Origin of the sequence: Pseudothauera hydrothermalis (assembly GCF_003345255.1) — a bacterium.
GTDB classification, from domain to species: domain Bacteria; phylum Pseudomonadota; class Gammaproteobacteria; order Burkholderiales; family Rhodocyclaceae; genus Pseudothauera; species Pseudothauera hydrothermalis.
Window position 1 is genome coordinate 1,189,932 of the sequence record NZ_CP029331.1, and the last position, 13,946, is coordinate 1,203,877.

The following is a 13,946-nucleotide window of genomic DNA, read 5'->3' on the forward strand; positions in this document are numbered from 1 at the left end:
GGATGGGCCAATTCCTGCGTAGCCTGCTGGCCGCTGCCACCGGATGGCTGCGGGCGCGTTGGCGCAGGCTGCTGGCGATTGCGCTGCTGGTGGCCTTTTTCTATCTGCTGGGCTATTTCACCCCACGGGTGAGCAGCCCAGCAATGTGCTTGATCTACGGGTAGGGGGCGCCGCGGCGCAAGGCGGCGATGGCGCGCTGTAGACCGATGGTCGCGCCATCGCCGTGGGCCGTTGAAGTGGCGTCCGACAGGCGCCGCGCCATCTCCTTGCCTAGTTCCACGCCGTACTGGTCGAAGCTGTTGATCCCCCAAATCCAGCCCTGCACGAACACCTTGTGCTCGTAGAGCGCCATCAGCGCGCCGAGTGAGTAGGCGTCGAGGCGCGGCAGCAGCACCGTGGTGCTGGCCTGGTTGCCGGGAATCGTCAAATGCGGCGCAAGGCGGCGAATTTCGGCTTCGTCCGCACCGCGCGCGCGCAAGGCGGCCGCCGCCTCGTCCAGGCTGCGCCCATGGGTCAGGGCAGCGGCCTGGGCAAGTGCGTTATGGACCAAGGCTTGGCGGCGTGGGTCCTCACCGCCGGCGACCACGATGAAATCGACCGGAATCGCCCGTGTGCCCTGATAAAACAACTGGTGAAAAGCATGCTGACCGACGGTGCCGGCCCCGCCCCAGACTACCGGCGCCGTCATTACCGTGCTGAATGTGCCATCGCGCAGCGTGCGCTTGCCGTTGCTCTCCATTTCCAGTTGCTGCAGCCAGGCCGGAAAATTGCGCAGACCGTGCGCGTAGGGCAGCACCGCCAAGGTTTCCTGGTCAAGGAAGTCGGTGTTCCATAACCCCACCAGTCCCATCCACACCGGCAGGTTGGCGGCCAGCGGTGCGTTGCAAAAGTGCTCATCCATGGCGCGTGCGCCGGCCAGTAGCGCCTCGAAGCCAGTCTCGCCTAGTGCGATCAATACCGGAAGACCAATCGCCGACCACACCGAATAGCGTCCGCCGACCCATTCGGGCATGGGCAGCAGGCGTTCTTTGGCGATGCCAAAATCCACTGCCGCAGCGACCGCGTTGGTGACCGCCACAAAGTGTGCGCCAAGGTCGGCGTCCGGGCCGAGTGCGGTACGCAGCCAGGCGCGCGCGGCTTGGGCGTTGGCCAGCGTCTCGGCGGTGGTGAAGCTCTTGGAGGCAACGATGAACAGTGTTTCGGCTGGATTGGCGTCGGCCAGCACTTCATCGAGCTCTTGAGGGTCGATGTTGGCGGCAAAGTGCACCATGACAGGGTGTTTGGCCGTCGGCCCGGCGAGCGCTTCGACCACCATGCGCGGGCCTAGATCGGATCCGCCGATGCCCAGGTTGACCACCCGACGGATCGGCCTGCCGCTGGCGCCCTTGAGCACGCCAGCGCGTAAATCGCGGGCCAGCGTGCGCATGCGGCTTGCGGTGTCTTGCACTTGCGTTGCATCGGCGACCGGCGGCGGGCAGCCGCCACGCAGGGCCATGTGCAAGGCGGCGCGCTCTTCGGTGTGGTTGACCGGCTGGCCACTGAACAAAGCGTCGATCCCTTCCGGTAAGCGCGCCTGGCGGGCAAGCTCGATCAAAGCGTCGAGCGTGTTGCGGTCCAAACGCTGGCGGGAAAAATCGGCCAGCAGCCCACAGGCGTCGATGGACAATTCATCGAAGCGCTTGGGGTGCGCATCGAACAGCTCGGCCACCCGCTCAGTGGCCAGACGTTGTCGGTGGGCATGTAAGAGCTGCCAAGCGGGCAGGCGGTCGGGTGGCAAAAAGGTGTCAGTCACGTCGATAAAGCCGGAAGATGTCCAGTTGTTTGCCGCCGCCACGGCGGTATTCCCACAGCAGGGTCCATTCGTCGGGCAGCGTGCGCGGTGCCGCGCGGCGATCGTCATGCACCAGCAGCAGCCTGCATGGGCTGCCAGCCGGGCTGACTGCCTCGGGCCGCAGCCCGGCGTAGTAGTCCAGCGATGTGCGCACCGCGGCAGATAGGCCCATCGCCGCCACACAGTCGGAATGCTCATCGGCCAGAAAGCGAGCCAGCGATTCAACCGGCGGCCGATAGCTGCGGCCGTGGTTGAACCAGGGCATGAGCAAGGTCACTGCCAAACACCACAGCATGGTCATGCCTAACGCCCAGTTTCCCGGTGCACGGTTGGGGCTGCGCGGCAGGCGCAAGGCTGTCACCAGCCAGACGAGGGTAATGAGGGCGCCGATAGCCGCCAGTGCGCTCGAGCCATGGAGCACGAAGTCAGCGCCGTAGCGTTCGACATGGCGTGCAAGCCCAGGCGGCCAGGCAAAAACTTGCGCACTCCACCCCAGCCAGACCAAGATGGCAAACACTCCGAAAGTCATCACACCAAACCAGTCGAAGGCGTTGGCCGCGCCGCGCCGCAATTGCAGCACGCCCGCGGCGGCCAATACAGCCAGCGGTGCGATGAGCACCAGCAATGCGACAGGGCGGTCGAAATTGCCGACCAGCAACCAGATCGCCGCCAAAAGCGTGGCGCCGATCGGCAAAATATAGGGTAAGTTCCATAGACGGCGGCGGCCGGACCACAGCGCCCACAACGCAATCGGCCATAATGGCCACGCAAACCAGCCGATGTCTTTCACGATTCGGTCATAGTCGGCAAACGCTATCGGGCTCTGCCCGAAGCGCTCCCAGCTCGCCTGCCACCAGAGTGCGAACAGTCCGGGATCTTGATCATGCAGAGCCAATGGCCAGGCCGCACCGAGCGGAAGCGCGACACACAGACCAAGCAGCAGCGCGCCGCTGACACGCGGGGTGAGGCATTCACGGCCCATCAGCGGTACCACCAGAAAAAGCGGCAGGGTCAGCATGGCAGCTGGCAGACCGCCAGCCAACACGCTCAGCGCCGTACCAAAGCAAGCCTTAAAAGCACCTGCCAACGGCGCGCTGGACAACTGCGCCAAACCGGCCAGTGTGAGCGCTTGCATCGCGATTAGCGCCAGCATCGGTTGCGTTTCGTGGGCATGGATGACCAGGCCGAGTGTGCCAAGAGTCAGCAGCACCGCGGGTGCGCGCGCTGGCCGACCATAGAGAAACCCGGCCGCGCGTGCCACCCAAAACAGCGTCAGGGCGGTAAAGAGCGCGCTGGCAAGGCGCGCGCCATCATGCAAAGGCAGCAGCCACGAAAAAAGCCTTGCCAGCAGTGCCGCTACCCAATAGTACAGCGGCGGAAAGTCGGTCACCGGCTGGCCGGCTAGATGCGGAAAGAGCAGTCCCTCGCCCTGCAGCATGCTGAGCACCGGACCAAAATGCGCCGCATCGTCGCCGCGCCAGGGGTCATGTCCAGTCAGTCCGAACAAAAGATACAGTACCGTCAGCAGTACCAGACCCACAGGGCCAAACAGGCGTTCCATCAGCGCAGTAGAGCGGGCGATCAGCAACGGCATCGTATAGTTGGAAGGGTGCCTGGGGCTTCGGGCATGACTCGGGGATGATCGCGGCCGATTGTATCTTGCCAGAGCATGGGCCGCCCCAAGCACGCGCTACCGACAACAAAAAAGGCAGCCGCGGCTGCCTTCCTCGAAACGTCTGGCTCGATCAGCCAAGACGCTGAACGTTGCCGTACTTCTGGCGGAAGCGCTCGACACGGCCAGCGGTATCGACGATTTTTTGCTTGCCGGTATAGAACGGATGGCAGGCGGAGCAGACTTCCACATGCAGAGTTGGTTTGTTCAGCGTGGAGCGGGTGGTGAAGCTGTTACCGCAGGAGCAGGTCACTTGAACTTCGGTGTAAGTGGGATGAATATCCGCTTTCATGGTCGGTCCTCGATCCAGGCGGGCGGTGGATGTGGCCGCCCTGAGTGATGAAAGTCCGCCATTATCCCAGAGCGAGGGAGTAACCGCAAGGTTGGCTGTGGAGAGGTTGCTATAGGCTTTCAGATCGCCGGGCGCTGTCGCTGCAAGTCGGCCTCGACCTTACGCAGGGTGGGGTAGGCGAGCGCGTGATAAAGCGGGGTCTGGGCGATGGTCTTGGAGAAGGCGTGGGCCACCACCGCGGTGGCCATCAGCGGTAGCAGCATTTGGTGGTTGGCGGTCATTTCCATGACGATGACGAAGGAGGTGATCGGCGTCTGAGTGATGCCGGCCAGAAATCCCACCATGCCGAGCACCAGGATGGCTGAGCCGTGTTCCGGTGGCAGCATCAGGCCGATGTTTGCCCCCATGCCGGCGCCCACCGCCAGCGCCGGGGCGAATACGCCGCCGGGAATACGCGACAGAAAGGCAAGCCAGATCACCGCCATCTTGGCGATCATGAAATACACCGGCAGTTGCGCGGCACCTTCCAAGGCGGCCTTGGATTCCGCGTAGCCGGTGCCGTAGGTCAGGCCGCCGGTAGCCAGGCCGATCAACGCTGTACCCAGGCCGCACAGGGCGGCGAAGGCGACCGGGCGGTCGTTCGACAATTGACCAAGTCTGCCCGGCAGGCCGCGGCTGGAAGCCACCAAGAGGCGCGAAAAGCCGCCGCCCAGCAGCCCGCCGATGGCCCCGCACAGCAGGATGGGCCACACGCTGTCAGGCCAGCCGATAGCTGCCGGAGTGCGGCCGAAATAGGTGTAGTTCCCCAGAACGGCCAAGGACATCAGGCCAGCAAAAATCACCGCAATCAGCGTGGTGCTGTTGGCCCGGAAAGGGTGGAAGCGGCACAACTCCTCGATGGCAAACATGATGCCGCCCAGCGGGGTATTGAACGCTGCCGCCACCCCGGCGCCGCCGCCGGCGATCATCAGGTCGCGGCTGTTGGCGATGCGGCGGGTCTTTTTGCCCGCGATCAGGCTCATCACCGAAGCGCCAATTTGCACCGAGGGCCCTTCGCGGCCAATGGATGCGCCCGACAGCAGGCCACCCAGGGTGAGGAATACCTTGGCGATCGCCAGGCGCATCGATAGCAGCTTTTTGCGCACTGCCGGATCGTCCGATTCGATTGCTGCAATCGTCTGTGGAATGCCGCTGCCTTGCGCGCCGGGAAACCAGGTACGGGAAATCCACGCCATCAGCGCAAAGCCGGCGGGCGCGACGAGGAGTGTGAGCCAAGGCAGCTCCGCCATGATTCCCGCATGAGTGTCAATGGCCAGTTCGGCGCCGATGGCGAACAGGATGGCGATCAGGCCGGCAAGCAAGGCCGCCCCGACGAACTGCAGGCGAATCGTCCAGCGGCGGATCGACAGCCAGGGCAGGGCGTAGCGGCGACCGCCACGGGCGAGTTTGCGCAATGCCCGGTCGGACGCGCGCGCGAGCGGCCCGTCGCGGTCCGGCGTGGGTGGGGGAGGCTCCATGGGGGCGAATTATCGTTTTGTGTTGGTACGGGATCAACGGCGCAGCCGGCCCGGGCGTTGCGTTCCGACTACATTGCAGACAAGCCGCTGCTGCAGGGCCCTACAATACGCCCTTGCTGCAGCAATGTTAATTTTTTGACAATCACAATTCGAGCAAATATAGTTCGGAGCGGCTTTTCAGATGGCCTCACAATCTCCCTTGAAAAAGAACCCCAACAACAACTCCGGAGCCTCGCCTTTGTCGGTGCTGCAACGTTTTCGGGTGCTGATTCGCACGGCGCAGCGGCACTCGCAGTGGATCGAGCGCCAAAGCGGTGTGACCGGTGCCCAACTGTGGGCGATGCAGGAATTGGTGGAGGCGCCCGGACTGCGGGTCGGCGAATTGGCCAATCGCATGGCGTTGCATCAATCGACCGCCTCGAACATGGTGGATCGTTTGGAGACCGGTGGGCTGATCCGCAAGGAGCGCACTAGTGCGGATCAACGGGTGGTGCGGCTGTATCTGACTGAAAAAGGGCAGGAACTTTTGGCGCGTGCGCCGTCGCCGGCGCGTGGCGTCTTGCCGGAGGCCTTGCGCAAGCTCGATGAAGCCTCGCTGCAGCGTTTGCAGAACGAATTGGATGGCTTGCTGATGCAGATCAAGAACATGGATGAAGGCTTTGGCATGCAGCCGTTGCCGTTTACCGAATGAACCGAATCCCCGCCGGCGGGTAGCCGGCATACCGTTTCGCACTTGTGCGGACAGCAGTTTGTAAGCGGCCCCAAGGCCGCTTTTTTTTGATCGAGATCAATTCTGCGTGACGCGGTGCACACTTCAGCCGGGGCGTTCCGGTAGAGTTGCGCGTCTTTGTGCGCCGCACAGTGGTTGCAAGGTGCGCGGTATTCTTTGTTGTTCAAAAACAATCATGGCAGTCGAACTTTACAATGACGGCAAACATGTGTGCCTGGCGTTCTACGATTTGGTACATGAAGAGGCGGAGCATGCAGTCCAGGCCAACCAGTTTCTGGTGGTCGATGGCGATCATGGCGCATTGATCGATCCGGGCGGCAATATGACTTACAACGGCCTGCTGATGGGCATGCAGCGCTTCTTTCCGATCCGCAATCTGGACTATATCCTTGCTTCCCATCCGGATCCGGACATCATCGCGTCGTTGAACAAATGGATGGTCACCACCAGCGCCCGGGTGCTGATTTCCAAGCTGTGGACACGCTTTTTGCCGCATTTCACCTCTGGCCGAGACTATTCGGCACGCACCATCGGTATTCCGGATGAGGGCATGTTGATCCCCTTGGGTAGCTGCAGGATCAAGGCGCTGCCCGCTCACTTCCTGCATTCGGAAGGCAACTTCCAGTTTTACGATCCGGTCTCGCGCATCCTGTTTTCAGGCGACCTGGGCGCATCGCTGGTCGATCATGGTCAGGCCTCGGAACCGGTACAGGATTTTGATCGGCACCTGCCGCTCATGGAGGGCTTCCACCGCCGCTACATGGTGTCCAACAAGATCTGCCGCCTGTGGGCCAAGATGGCGCGCAGCCTGGATATCGAAATGATCGTGCCGCAGCACGGCGCGCGCTTCGTCGGCAAGGAAATGGTCGGCCGCTTCATCGACTGGGTCGAGCAACTGGAGTGCGGCGTGGACCTGATGACCGAGAAAAATTATCGGGCGCCTTGAAGGTGCGAGCGCCGTTGGCTCAGTCGGTTTGCCAGAATCGGTCCAGATGTTTGAAGTGCCAGCGTGCCGGGTCTTCGGTGCCAACGATGCGCTCGGTGCAACCCGGACGGGCCAGATCGAGCACCTCCGGTTTGAGGTGGGCATCGGCCCGGGTGGAGTAAAACACCCGCAGTTTTGGCTTGAGCAGGGATTTTGCGCCTTGCTCGATTACCACCGCCAAGCGGCCGGATTCCAGCCGTACCAGTGAGCCGACCGGATAAATGCCCACACTGCGCACGAAGGCCTGAAAGACGGTCTCATCGAAATGCCCTTTGCTCCACTCGGCCATCCTCCGGATCGACTCCGCAGGGTCCCAGCCGGCCTTGTAGGGGCGGTTCGATGTGATTGCATCATAGACGTCGCACACTGCGCCCATTTTGGCGAACAGGCTGATTTCGTCGGCCTTGAGATGGTGCGGATAGCCGCTGCCGTCGGTTTTTTCATGATGGTGCAGGCAAACGTCCAGCGCCACGTCGTCGGCCCCGCCCGCCTCGCACAGCATCTGGTGTCCGCGCACCGGGTGTGACTTGATGATCTCAAACTCGGCATCGGTCAGCTTGCCCGGTTTGTTCAATACTTCCAGTGGGATGGCGGCCTTGCCAATGTCATGCAGCAGGCCGGCCAGTCCGGCCTGACGCCAATGTTCTTCCGGCAGACCAAGTTGGCGGGCCAGGGCGATCATCAGCGCGCACACCGCCACCGAGTGCATGTAGGTATAGTCGTCGGCGGTCTTGAGCCGTGCCAGACTGATCAACGCGCCCGGGTTGCGCGCTACCGATTGGGAAATCTCATCGACCAGCGGCAGGGCCTCGGCAGCGTGTATCGCCCGGCCCATGCGCGCTTCGTTGAACATCGACACCACGGCCGCTTTGGAGCGGGCACAGATTTGCGCTGCCCGGGCCAGTTCTTCGCGCATGGCCACCCGCGGGGTGATCGCTGTTGCGGCTGCGCGCTGCAACTGGCGCTCCACCGCGGCATCGCTTTCCGCCTTGGCTACCGCTTCTTCCGGATGTTCGAGCACGTCCGCGCCACGGGCGGTATCGATCCACACCTCGTGGATGCCGCATTCGACAATGCGGCGGATGTCGGCCGGATCGTCGAGCAGAAAGGAGCTGCGCCAAAACGGGTGTTCCATCCATGAACCACAGAGTTCATGGATGAACATGCCGGGTTTGAGATGTTTGACCGGGATGCGTTTGAGCATTCTTGATCGGGTTTTTGCGGTTGATTGAGCAGGGTCAGTGATGTCGGCTCAACAGCGCGATGGCCCCCGCCAAGCCCGCCAGGGTGAGTGGAAACATGCGTTCGCCGACCAACTGGCGGATGATCTCGATCGACCTGCGGTAAGGCCACAGGCGTTCGGGCTCCGGGTTGAGCCACACCGCTGCGGGATAAGCGTCCAGCAAACGCCGCAGCCAGACCGCGCCGGGCTCGGTATTCATGTGTTCGATGGAGCCGTGCGGGTGCAGGATTTCGTAGGGGCTCATGGTGGCGTCGCCGACAAAAATCAGCTTGTAGTCAGGCCCGTAACGGTGGATCACATCGATCAGCGGGGTGCGTTCCTGGTGTCGGCGGGTGCTGTCGCGCCACACGCTTTCATAAACACAGTTGTGAAAATAATAGTACTCCAGGTGTTTGAATTCGCTGCGACAGGCAGAAAACAGCTCTTCGCACACCTTGACGTGGTCATCCATCGAGCCGCCTACATCCAGGAAAAGCAGCACCTTGACCGCGTTGTGGCGCTCCGGGCGCATCAGCAGATCCAGCCAGCCGGCGTTTTTTGCGGTGGCGGCGATGGTGCCCGGAAGGTCCAGTTCCTCGGCGGCGCCTTCGCGCGCAAAGCGGCGCAGGCGCCGTAGTGCCAGCTTGATGTTGCGGGTGCCCAGTGCCACATTGTCGTCAAGATTGCGGAATTCGCGCTTGTCCCACACCTTGACCGCGGTGCGGTTGCCGGCCGAGTCGCCGCCTATGCGGATACCTTCCGGGTGGGTGCCGCTGTTGCCGAAGGGCGATGAACCGCCGGTGCCGATCCACTTGTTGCCCCCCTGGTGTCGCCCCTTCTGTTCGGCCAGGCGCTTGCGGAACTCTTCCATCAGCCGCTCCCAGCCGAGTTTTTCCAGTCGCGATCGCTCCTCGGGGCTGAGGTGCTTTTTCATCATCGCGCGCAACCATTCTTCCGGTAGCTCGGCCTCCAGGCCGGGGATCTCGCTCACCCCTTTGAAGTACTCGCCAAAAGCCTGGTCGAAGCGGTCGTAAAGCGTTTCGTCCTTCACCAGGCAGGCGCGCGCGAAGTGATAGAACGCTTCCATGTCATGGCCGCACACCCGGGCACGCAGCCCTTCCAGCAGGGTCAGGTATTCACGTGTCGATACCGGCAGCCGGCGTGCTTTCAGATGCAGGAAAAAATCGATCAGCATGACCCGGATCAGCGGTTATGACGCGCCATGAACACCAGCCGCTCGAAAAGATGCAAGTCTTGCTCGTTTTTGAGTAGCGCACCGGCCAGCGGTGGCACGACCTCTTTGTTGTCGCGGCTCTTGAGCGCCTCGGGCGGAATGTCCTCGGCCATCAAAAGCTTCAACCAGTCGAGCAGCTCTGAGGTGGAAGGTTTTTTCTTCAGCCCGGGTATCTCGCGCAGACCGAAGAACACTTCCAGCGCTTCGGTAAGCAGCGCCTTTTTCAAACCGGGGAAATGCACCTCCACGATTGCCCGCATGGTGTCGCGGTCGGGGAATTTGATGTAGTGGAAAAAACAACGCCGCAGGAAGGCGTCCGGCAGTTCTTTCTCGTTGTTCGAGGTGATGAACACTAGCGGGCGGTGGCGCGCGCGCACGGTCTGGCGGGTTTCATAGACATGAAACTCCATGCGGTCCAGTTCGCGCAACAGGTCGTTGGGGAATTCGATGTCGGCTTTGTCGATTTCGTCGATCAGCACCACGGTCGGGGTGTCGGCTTCGAACGCTTGCCACAGCACGCCTTTGACGATGTAGTTGGCAATGTCCTTGACGCGATCCTCGCCCAGTTGCGAATCGCGCAGGCGCGAGACCGCGTCGTACTCGTAGAGGCCCTGCTGGGCCTTGGTGGTGGACTTGATGTGCCACTGCAGCAGCGGAAGATTGAGTGCACGCGCGACCTCCTCGGCCAGCATGGTTTTGCCGGTGCCCGGTTCGCCTTTGATCAGTAGCGGCCTTTGCAAGGTGATGGCGGCGTTGACCGCCAGCATCAGATCCGGGGTCGCAACGTAGTTTGGGGTGCCTTCGAAGCGCATGTCGATTTCCTTGAAGCAATACAAGGATTATAGAGGGCATGGGAGGGCTGCAATGCATTGCAGCGTGGATCGCGCTTGCGTAGAATGCGCCCCCGTCATCGGGGAGTAGCCGCCCGGCATCGCGACCGGGGTCTGCATCAACAGACTTGTCCGGCAAGGACATGGTGCAGGCAGCAGGCACGCGCGCATCGCGCCGTGCACCGCCTGGCGAGACCTTTGACCGTGCTGCCCCGCATAGGGCCGGGGGTGTGGCGCGGTCATGGGTTAACGCCGGCCCGGAGTCTTCCCTTTCATGGACGCTTTCCTCGTTTCCACCGGTATCGTCGCGCTCGCCGAAATCGGCGACAAGACCCAGTTGCTGTCTTTTGTGCTCGCTGCGCGCTTTCGCAAGCACTGGCCCATCATTGCCGGCATTTTGGTTGCCACGCTTGCCAACCACGCCTTTGCCGCGGCGGTCGGCGCCTGGGTGACCACCGTCCTTGGGCCCGATCTGCTGCGTTGGGTGTTGGGCGTGTCCTTTATCGCCATGGCGGTGTGGATCATGGTGCCCGACAAGCTGGACGAGGAGGAGGTGCGCCCGCTGCGCTTCGGCGTGTTCGGCACGACGCTGGCGGCGTTTTTTCTTGCCGAGATGGGCGATAAAACCCAGGTGGCCACGGTTGCGTTGGCGGCGCAGTACGGGGACTTTGCCATGGTGGTGGTCGGTACCACGCTGGGCATGATGATCGCCAACGTGCCGGCGGTGCTGGTCGGCGGGCGGCTGGCCGAGCGGCTGCCGGTGCGCCTGGTGCACGGCATTGCGGCGCTCATCTTCCTGGTTCTGGGCGTGGCCGCCTTGCTGGGTTTCGGTGGCTGATCAGGCCATGTAAGGGTTTGTCCCGATTCGGGAATCGTTTGCCTTTGGCTTTCGCAGCGGCATAGAATCAGCGCAAAAAAAGGCGCCCGGACAGCAAATTCAAACAGGTCCGGCGCATGTCCGGCAAGCGCTTTTTCAGCAGTGCCTGAATTCCGACCCAACGGAGGAGACACCATGCAGGGACGGAGTTTCATCGTTGCAAGCGTGCTGGCCATCGCCGCTGGCCCCGCGCCGGCGGACAACGGCCCGCCCAAGGGCGACCCACAAGCGGCCCGCAGCAAGATTTCCATGTGCATCGGCTGCCACGGCATTCCCGGCTACCGCACCACCTTTCCGGACGTCTATCCGGTGCCCAAGCTAGGCGGGCAGCACCCGGAGTACATCGTCCGCGCGCTGCAGTCCTACAAGAGCGGCGAGCGCAGCCACCCCACCATGCGCGGCATCGCCGAGAGCCTGAGCGAGCAGGACATGGCCGATCTTGCCGCGTACTACGGCACTGCAAGGTAGGAGAGGGCGATGCGAGCGAGCAATCCAACCCCCTTGTTCCGCACGCTGCCGCTGGCCGTGGCCGCCGCTGCCCTGCTGCTGAGCAGTCCGGCGCTGGCGGGCGGCGACCCGGTCCGCGGGCAACAGAAATCCGCGGTGTGTGCCGCCTGCCATGGGCCGGACGGCAACAGTCCGTCGCCTGAGTTTCCGCGCATTGGCGGGCAGCATGAAGATTATTTGTTCCATGCGCTGCGCGCCTACCAACTGGGCACCCGTAAAAATCCGATCATGGCCGCCCAGGTCGAGGGGCTTTCGAATCAGGATTTGCGCGATCTGGCAGCCTGGTTTGCCAGCCAGCAGGGCTTGTACCTCAAGCGCTGAACCGCTGCATCAGTCTGCGGAGAGCGGCGGTAGCGGCGGCAGCGGGCAGTCCAACGCCTCGCCGATCGTACGCAGCAGTTCGTACTCTTGCGGCGCGACCTGCCCGTCGTGCAGCACTGCGGCGGCGCAGGCTTCCAGCAGGCGCTTGCGGAATGGTGGCGAACTGACGGCAAGGCGTTCGAGCGCTGCGTCGATGCGGGCCGGGCCAAGATCCGCGGCGCTCAGCAGGCAGTAGGGGCCGTCCAGCGGGGCAAGGCCGGCGGCGCGGCTGAAGGCTGCTTCGACATCGCATTCGGTCCGGTGTCCAACTCGGGCCAGCAGGCTGAACAGCACACCACAATCTTCCTTCAGACGGGTCGGTGTGGCCAGGGCGGCAACCCGTGGCCCGTTGCGACGTCCTTGCAGCACCACACGCAGCAGATGCTGCAACGCGTATTCGAACAGCGATACCCGGCCGTCGGCACGTACCAGTGCGTCGGCGGTGGTAAGCAGGGTGCGACGGGCCTCCAGGGACAGCTCTTTGAGCGTTGGCAGAGCAAGGTCGAGCAGAGGCAGGCGCAAGGCTGCGCCGGCCGTCACGACCGCGGCCCGCAAGGCAGCGCTGCGCTCGGCAAGGGCCGGACCGTGCGCCGCGCGAACTTGGTCGAGCTGCTTGTGCGCGATGCCGGCGTCGGCCGACAGCAGCAACGCGAAGACCAGCGCCTGAGCGTCGCCAGGGCGGTGAGCGGCCTCGTGCAGGGCCGGCGGCAGCGCGGCGAGCAGATCGCGGGCGTAGTTCATGTGCGCCGGCAGGACCGTACCGGCCGTGGCCGCCAAGCCTTCCGCCGACAGCCGCTGCGGGCCGGCGGCAGGGCCAGCGAACCCGGCGACAAGCGTTCCGTCCGCCATGCCCGAGCCGTCGTCGACCTCGGCGGGATCGGAAAGGGGGGCAGCGGGCTGTATCTTGTCTGGTTCGAAGTTCGGGTCGATGCGGCGGATACGCTCCTCAATCGGTGGATGGGTCGCAAACAAGCGCGACAGCGCCAGCCCACTGCCAAAGAACATGTGGCTTGTTTCTTCCGCGCGCGGATGGCGAATTTCCGAGCCGTAGCCGGCGATGCGCTTGAGCGCCCCGGCGATCCCGGACGGGTTGCGGGTAAACTGCACCGCCGCGGCGTCGGCCAGATATTCGCGCTGGCGCGAGACCGCCGCTTTGATGATGTTGCCGAACAGCACGCCGATGTAGCCGACCACCATCAGCACCAGCCCCATCAGCACGAGCGGTGCGGCGCCCTTGTCCGAGCCGCGTGCGCCGCGCAGCAGGATGCGGCCGATGAGGGTGAGCAGCAAAATGCCGTGCAGCACGCCCATCAGGCGCAGGTTGAGGCGCATGTCGCCGTTGAGGATGTGGCTGAACTCGTGCGCGATCACGCCCTGCAGCTCGTCGCGCGACAGCGCTTCCAGGGCGCCGCGGGTGACCGCGACCACTGCCTCGGTGGTGCCGCTGCCCGCGGCGAAGGCGTTGATGCCTTGTTCGGCGTCAAGGAGGTAGACCGGCGGCGCGGGCAGGCCGGCGGCAATCGCCATCTCATCCACCACGTTGATCAGGCGACGCTCCAGCGGGTCGTGGCTGTCGCGAGCCACCAGCCGCCCGCCCAGTGCTTCGGCCACCGCGGCGCCGCCGCCGCGGGCGAGCGCGATGATCTTGTACAGCGAACCGAGCAGGATGAAGCCACCGATCCCCGCCGCGCTGGTGAGGAACAGATCGGGTTGCCATAGCGAGGGCGGCGGCGCGCCCGGCGGCCGGCTCTCACCCAGGCCGAGCACGAAGGCGAGCGCCAGGTAGATGACCAGCACGATCGCCACCACCGCCGCGGCGAACCAGCCCACCAGCCAGCGGCTGGTACGCCGGGCACGGTCCTGCGCGGCGAAGAAATCCATTGCCGGCA

14 protein-coding genes and 1 riboswitch are annotated in these 13,946 nt (G+C 63.6%); of the genes, 6 read left to right on the forward strand and 8 right to left on the reverse strand.

The window, feature by feature from the left end:
- Window positions 1-2: 2 nt before the first annotated feature.
- On the forward strand, window positions 3-164 hold the full coding sequence (locus DIE29_RS14565; RefSeq protein ID WP_162860594.1) for a hypothetical protein: 162 nt from the start codon (window positions 3-5) through the stop codon (window positions 162-164).
- Here the strand turns inward: DIE29_RS14565 and pgi are convergent.
- The 4 genes from pgi to DIE29_RS05825 all read right to left on the reverse strand — a co-directional run bounded on the left by pgi (window position 155) and on the right by DIE29_RS05825 (window position 5,312).
- Window positions 155-1,792 carry a glucose-6-phosphate isomerase gene (pgi, locus tag DIE29_RS05810; RefSeq protein WP_114649450.1) on the reverse strand — a complete coding sequence of 546 codons (1,638 nt, stop codon included), beginning with the start codon at window positions 1,790-1,792 and terminating at the stop codon, window positions 155-157. The genes DIE29_RS14565 and pgi overlap by 10 nt on opposite strands.
- Window positions 1,785-3,425 carry an ArnT family glycosyltransferase gene (locus DIE29_RS05815; protein WP_102041988.1) on the reverse strand — a complete coding sequence of 547 codons (1,641 nt, stop codon included), beginning with the start codon at window positions 3,423-3,425 and terminating at the stop codon, window positions 1,785-1,787. The genes pgi and DIE29_RS05815 overlap by 8 nt, the downstream gene beginning before the upstream one ends.
- A 151-nt stretch (window positions 3,426-3,576) precedes the next feature.
- The gene (rpmE, locus tag DIE29_RS05820) at window positions 3,577-3,795 is read right to left on the reverse strand and encodes a 50S ribosomal protein L31 (RefSeq protein WP_102041987.1); all 219 of its coding nucleotides are present in this window, start codon (window positions 3,793-3,795) and stop codon (window positions 3,577-3,579) included.
- A gap of 119 nt (window positions 3,796-3,914) precedes the next feature.
- A complete protein-coding gene (locus DIE29_RS05825; protein ID WP_102041986.1) occupies window positions 3,915-5,312 on the reverse strand; it encodes a chloride channel protein in 1,398 nt (465 codons plus the stop codon).
- A 181-nt stretch (window positions 5,313-5,493) separates the two neighbouring features.
- Here DIE29_RS05825 and DIE29_RS05830 point away from each other — a divergent pair, with 181 nt between their 5' ends.
- Together DIE29_RS05830 and DIE29_RS05835 are read left to right on the forward strand one after the other, a co-directional pair.
- Entirely contained in the window at window positions 5,494-6,003 is a 510-nt protein-coding gene (locus tag DIE29_RS05830) for a MarR family winged helix-turn-helix transcriptional regulator (RefSeq protein WP_102041985.1), read from the forward strand.
- 214 nt (window positions 6,004-6,217) lie between these two features.
- Window positions 6,218-6,988 carry an oxygen-binding di-iron domain-containing protein gene (locus DIE29_RS05835; protein ID WP_102041984.1) on the forward strand — a complete coding sequence of 257 codons (771 nt, stop codon included), beginning with the start codon at window positions 6,218-6,220 and terminating at the stop codon, window positions 6,986-6,988.
- Between the two features lie 19 nt (window positions 6,989-7,007).
- Here the strand turns inward: DIE29_RS05835 and DIE29_RS05840 are convergent, their stop codons facing one another.
- From DIE29_RS05840 to DIE29_RS05850, 3 genes are read right to left on the reverse strand one after another with little or no spacing between them, the layout of a single operon-like run.
- The gene (locus DIE29_RS05840) at window positions 7,008-8,231 is read right to left on the reverse strand and encodes an HD-GYP domain-containing protein (protein WP_102041983.1); all 1,224 of its coding nucleotides are present in this window, start codon (window positions 8,229-8,231) and stop codon (window positions 7,008-7,010) included.
- Window positions 8,232-8,265: 34 nt separating this feature from the next.
- Complete coding sequence (locus DIE29_RS05845; RefSeq protein ID WP_102041982.1) at window positions 8,266-9,444, reverse strand: vWA domain-containing protein; 1,179 nt, start codon at window positions 9,442-9,444, stop codon at window positions 8,266-8,268.
- 8 nt (window positions 9,445-9,452) lie between these two features.
- Window positions 9,453-10,295 (reverse strand): AAA family ATPase, encoded by an 843-nt coding sequence (locus tag DIE29_RS05850; protein WP_102041981.1) that lies wholly within the window; start codon window positions 10,293-10,295, stop codon window positions 9,453-9,455.
- Window positions 10,296-10,383: 88 nt separating this feature from the next.
- Window positions 10,384-10,502, forward strand: a riboswitch (yybP-ykoY riboswitch).
- Between the two features lie 85 nt (window positions 10,503-10,587).
- Here DIE29_RS05850 and DIE29_RS05855 point away from each other — a divergent pair.
- The 3 genes from DIE29_RS05855 (at window position 10,588) to DIE29_RS05865 (ending at window position 12,018) form a co-directional block, all read left to right on the forward strand.
- Window positions 10,588-11,151 (forward strand): TMEM165/GDT1 family protein, encoded by a 564-nt coding sequence (locus tag DIE29_RS05855; RefSeq protein ID WP_114649451.1) that lies wholly within the window; start codon window positions 10,588-10,590, stop codon window positions 11,149-11,151.
- A gap of 174 nt (window positions 11,152-11,325) precedes the next feature.
- Entirely contained in the window at window positions 11,326-11,658 is a 333-nt protein-coding gene (locus DIE29_RS05860; RefSeq protein ID WP_114649452.1) for a c-type cytochrome, read from the forward strand.
- Window positions 11,659-11,667: 9 nt separating this feature from the next.
- Entirely contained in the window at window positions 11,668-12,018 is a 351-nt protein-coding gene (locus tag DIE29_RS05865; RefSeq protein ID WP_108080250.1) for a c-type cytochrome, read from the forward strand.
- A 9-nt stretch (window positions 12,019-12,027) separates the two neighbouring features.
- Here the strand turns inward: DIE29_RS05865 and DIE29_RS05870 are convergent, their stop codons facing one another.
- Window positions 12,028-13,938 carry a M48 family metallopeptidase gene (locus DIE29_RS05870; protein ID WP_114649453.1) on the reverse strand — a complete coding sequence of 637 codons (1,911 nt, stop codon included), beginning with the start codon at window positions 13,936-13,938 and terminating at the stop codon, window positions 12,028-12,030.
- Window positions 13,939-13,946 lie beyond the last annotated feature (8 nt).

What these genes read in the sequence shown, in the direction of transcription:
- DIE29_RS14565 (WP_162860594.1), top strand. Translation starts at nt 3, where the DNA reads ATGGGCCAATTCCTGCGTAGCCTGCTGGCCGCTGCCACCGGATGGCTG.
- DIE29_RS05815 (WP_102041988.1), bottom strand. Translation starts at nt 3,425, where the DNA reads ATGCCGTTGCTGATCGCCCGCTCTACTGCGCTGATGGAACGCCTGTTT.
- rpmE (WP_102041987.1), bottom strand. Translation starts at nt 3,795, where the DNA reads ATGAAAGCGGATATTCATCCCACTTACACCGAAGTTCAAGTGACCTGC.
- DIE29_RS05825 (WP_102041986.1), bottom strand. Translation starts at nt 5,312, where the DNA reads ATGGAGCCTCCCCCACCCACGCCGGACCGCGACGGGCCGCTCGCGCGC.
- DIE29_RS05830 (WP_102041985.1), top strand. Translation starts at nt 5,494, where the DNA reads ATGGCCTCACAATCTCCCTTGAAAAAGAACCCCAACAACAACTCCGGA.
- DIE29_RS05835 (WP_102041984.1), top strand. Translation starts at nt 6,218, where the DNA reads ATGGCAGTCGAACTTTACAATGACGGCAAACATGTGTGCCTGGCGTTC.
- DIE29_RS05840 (WP_102041983.1), bottom strand. Translation starts at nt 8,231, where the DNA reads ATGCTCAAACGCATCCCGGTCAAACATCTCAAACCCGGCATGTTCATC.
- DIE29_RS05845 (WP_102041982.1), bottom strand. Translation starts at nt 9,444, where the DNA reads ATGCTGATCGATTTTTTCCTGCATCTGAAAGCACGCCGGCTGCCGGTA.
- DIE29_RS05850 (WP_102041981.1), bottom strand. Translation starts at nt 10,295, where the DNA reads ATGCGCTTCGAAGGCACCCCAAACTACGTTGCGACCCCGGATCTGATG.
- DIE29_RS05855 (WP_114649451.1), top strand. Translation starts at nt 10,588, where the DNA reads ATGGACGCTTTCCTCGTTTCCACCGGTATCGTCGCGCTCGCCGAAATC.
- DIE29_RS05860 (WP_114649452.1), top strand. Translation starts at nt 11,326, where the DNA reads ATGCAGGGACGGAGTTTCATCGTTGCAAGCGTGCTGGCCATCGCCGCT.
- DIE29_RS05865 (WP_108080250.1), top strand. Translation starts at nt 11,668, where the DNA reads ATGCGAGCGAGCAATCCAACCCCCTTGTTCCGCACGCTGCCGCTGGCC.
- DIE29_RS05870 (WP_114649453.1), bottom strand. Translation starts at nt 13,938, where the DNA reads ATGGATTTCTTCGCCGCGCAGGACCGTGCCCGGCGTACCAGCCGCTGG.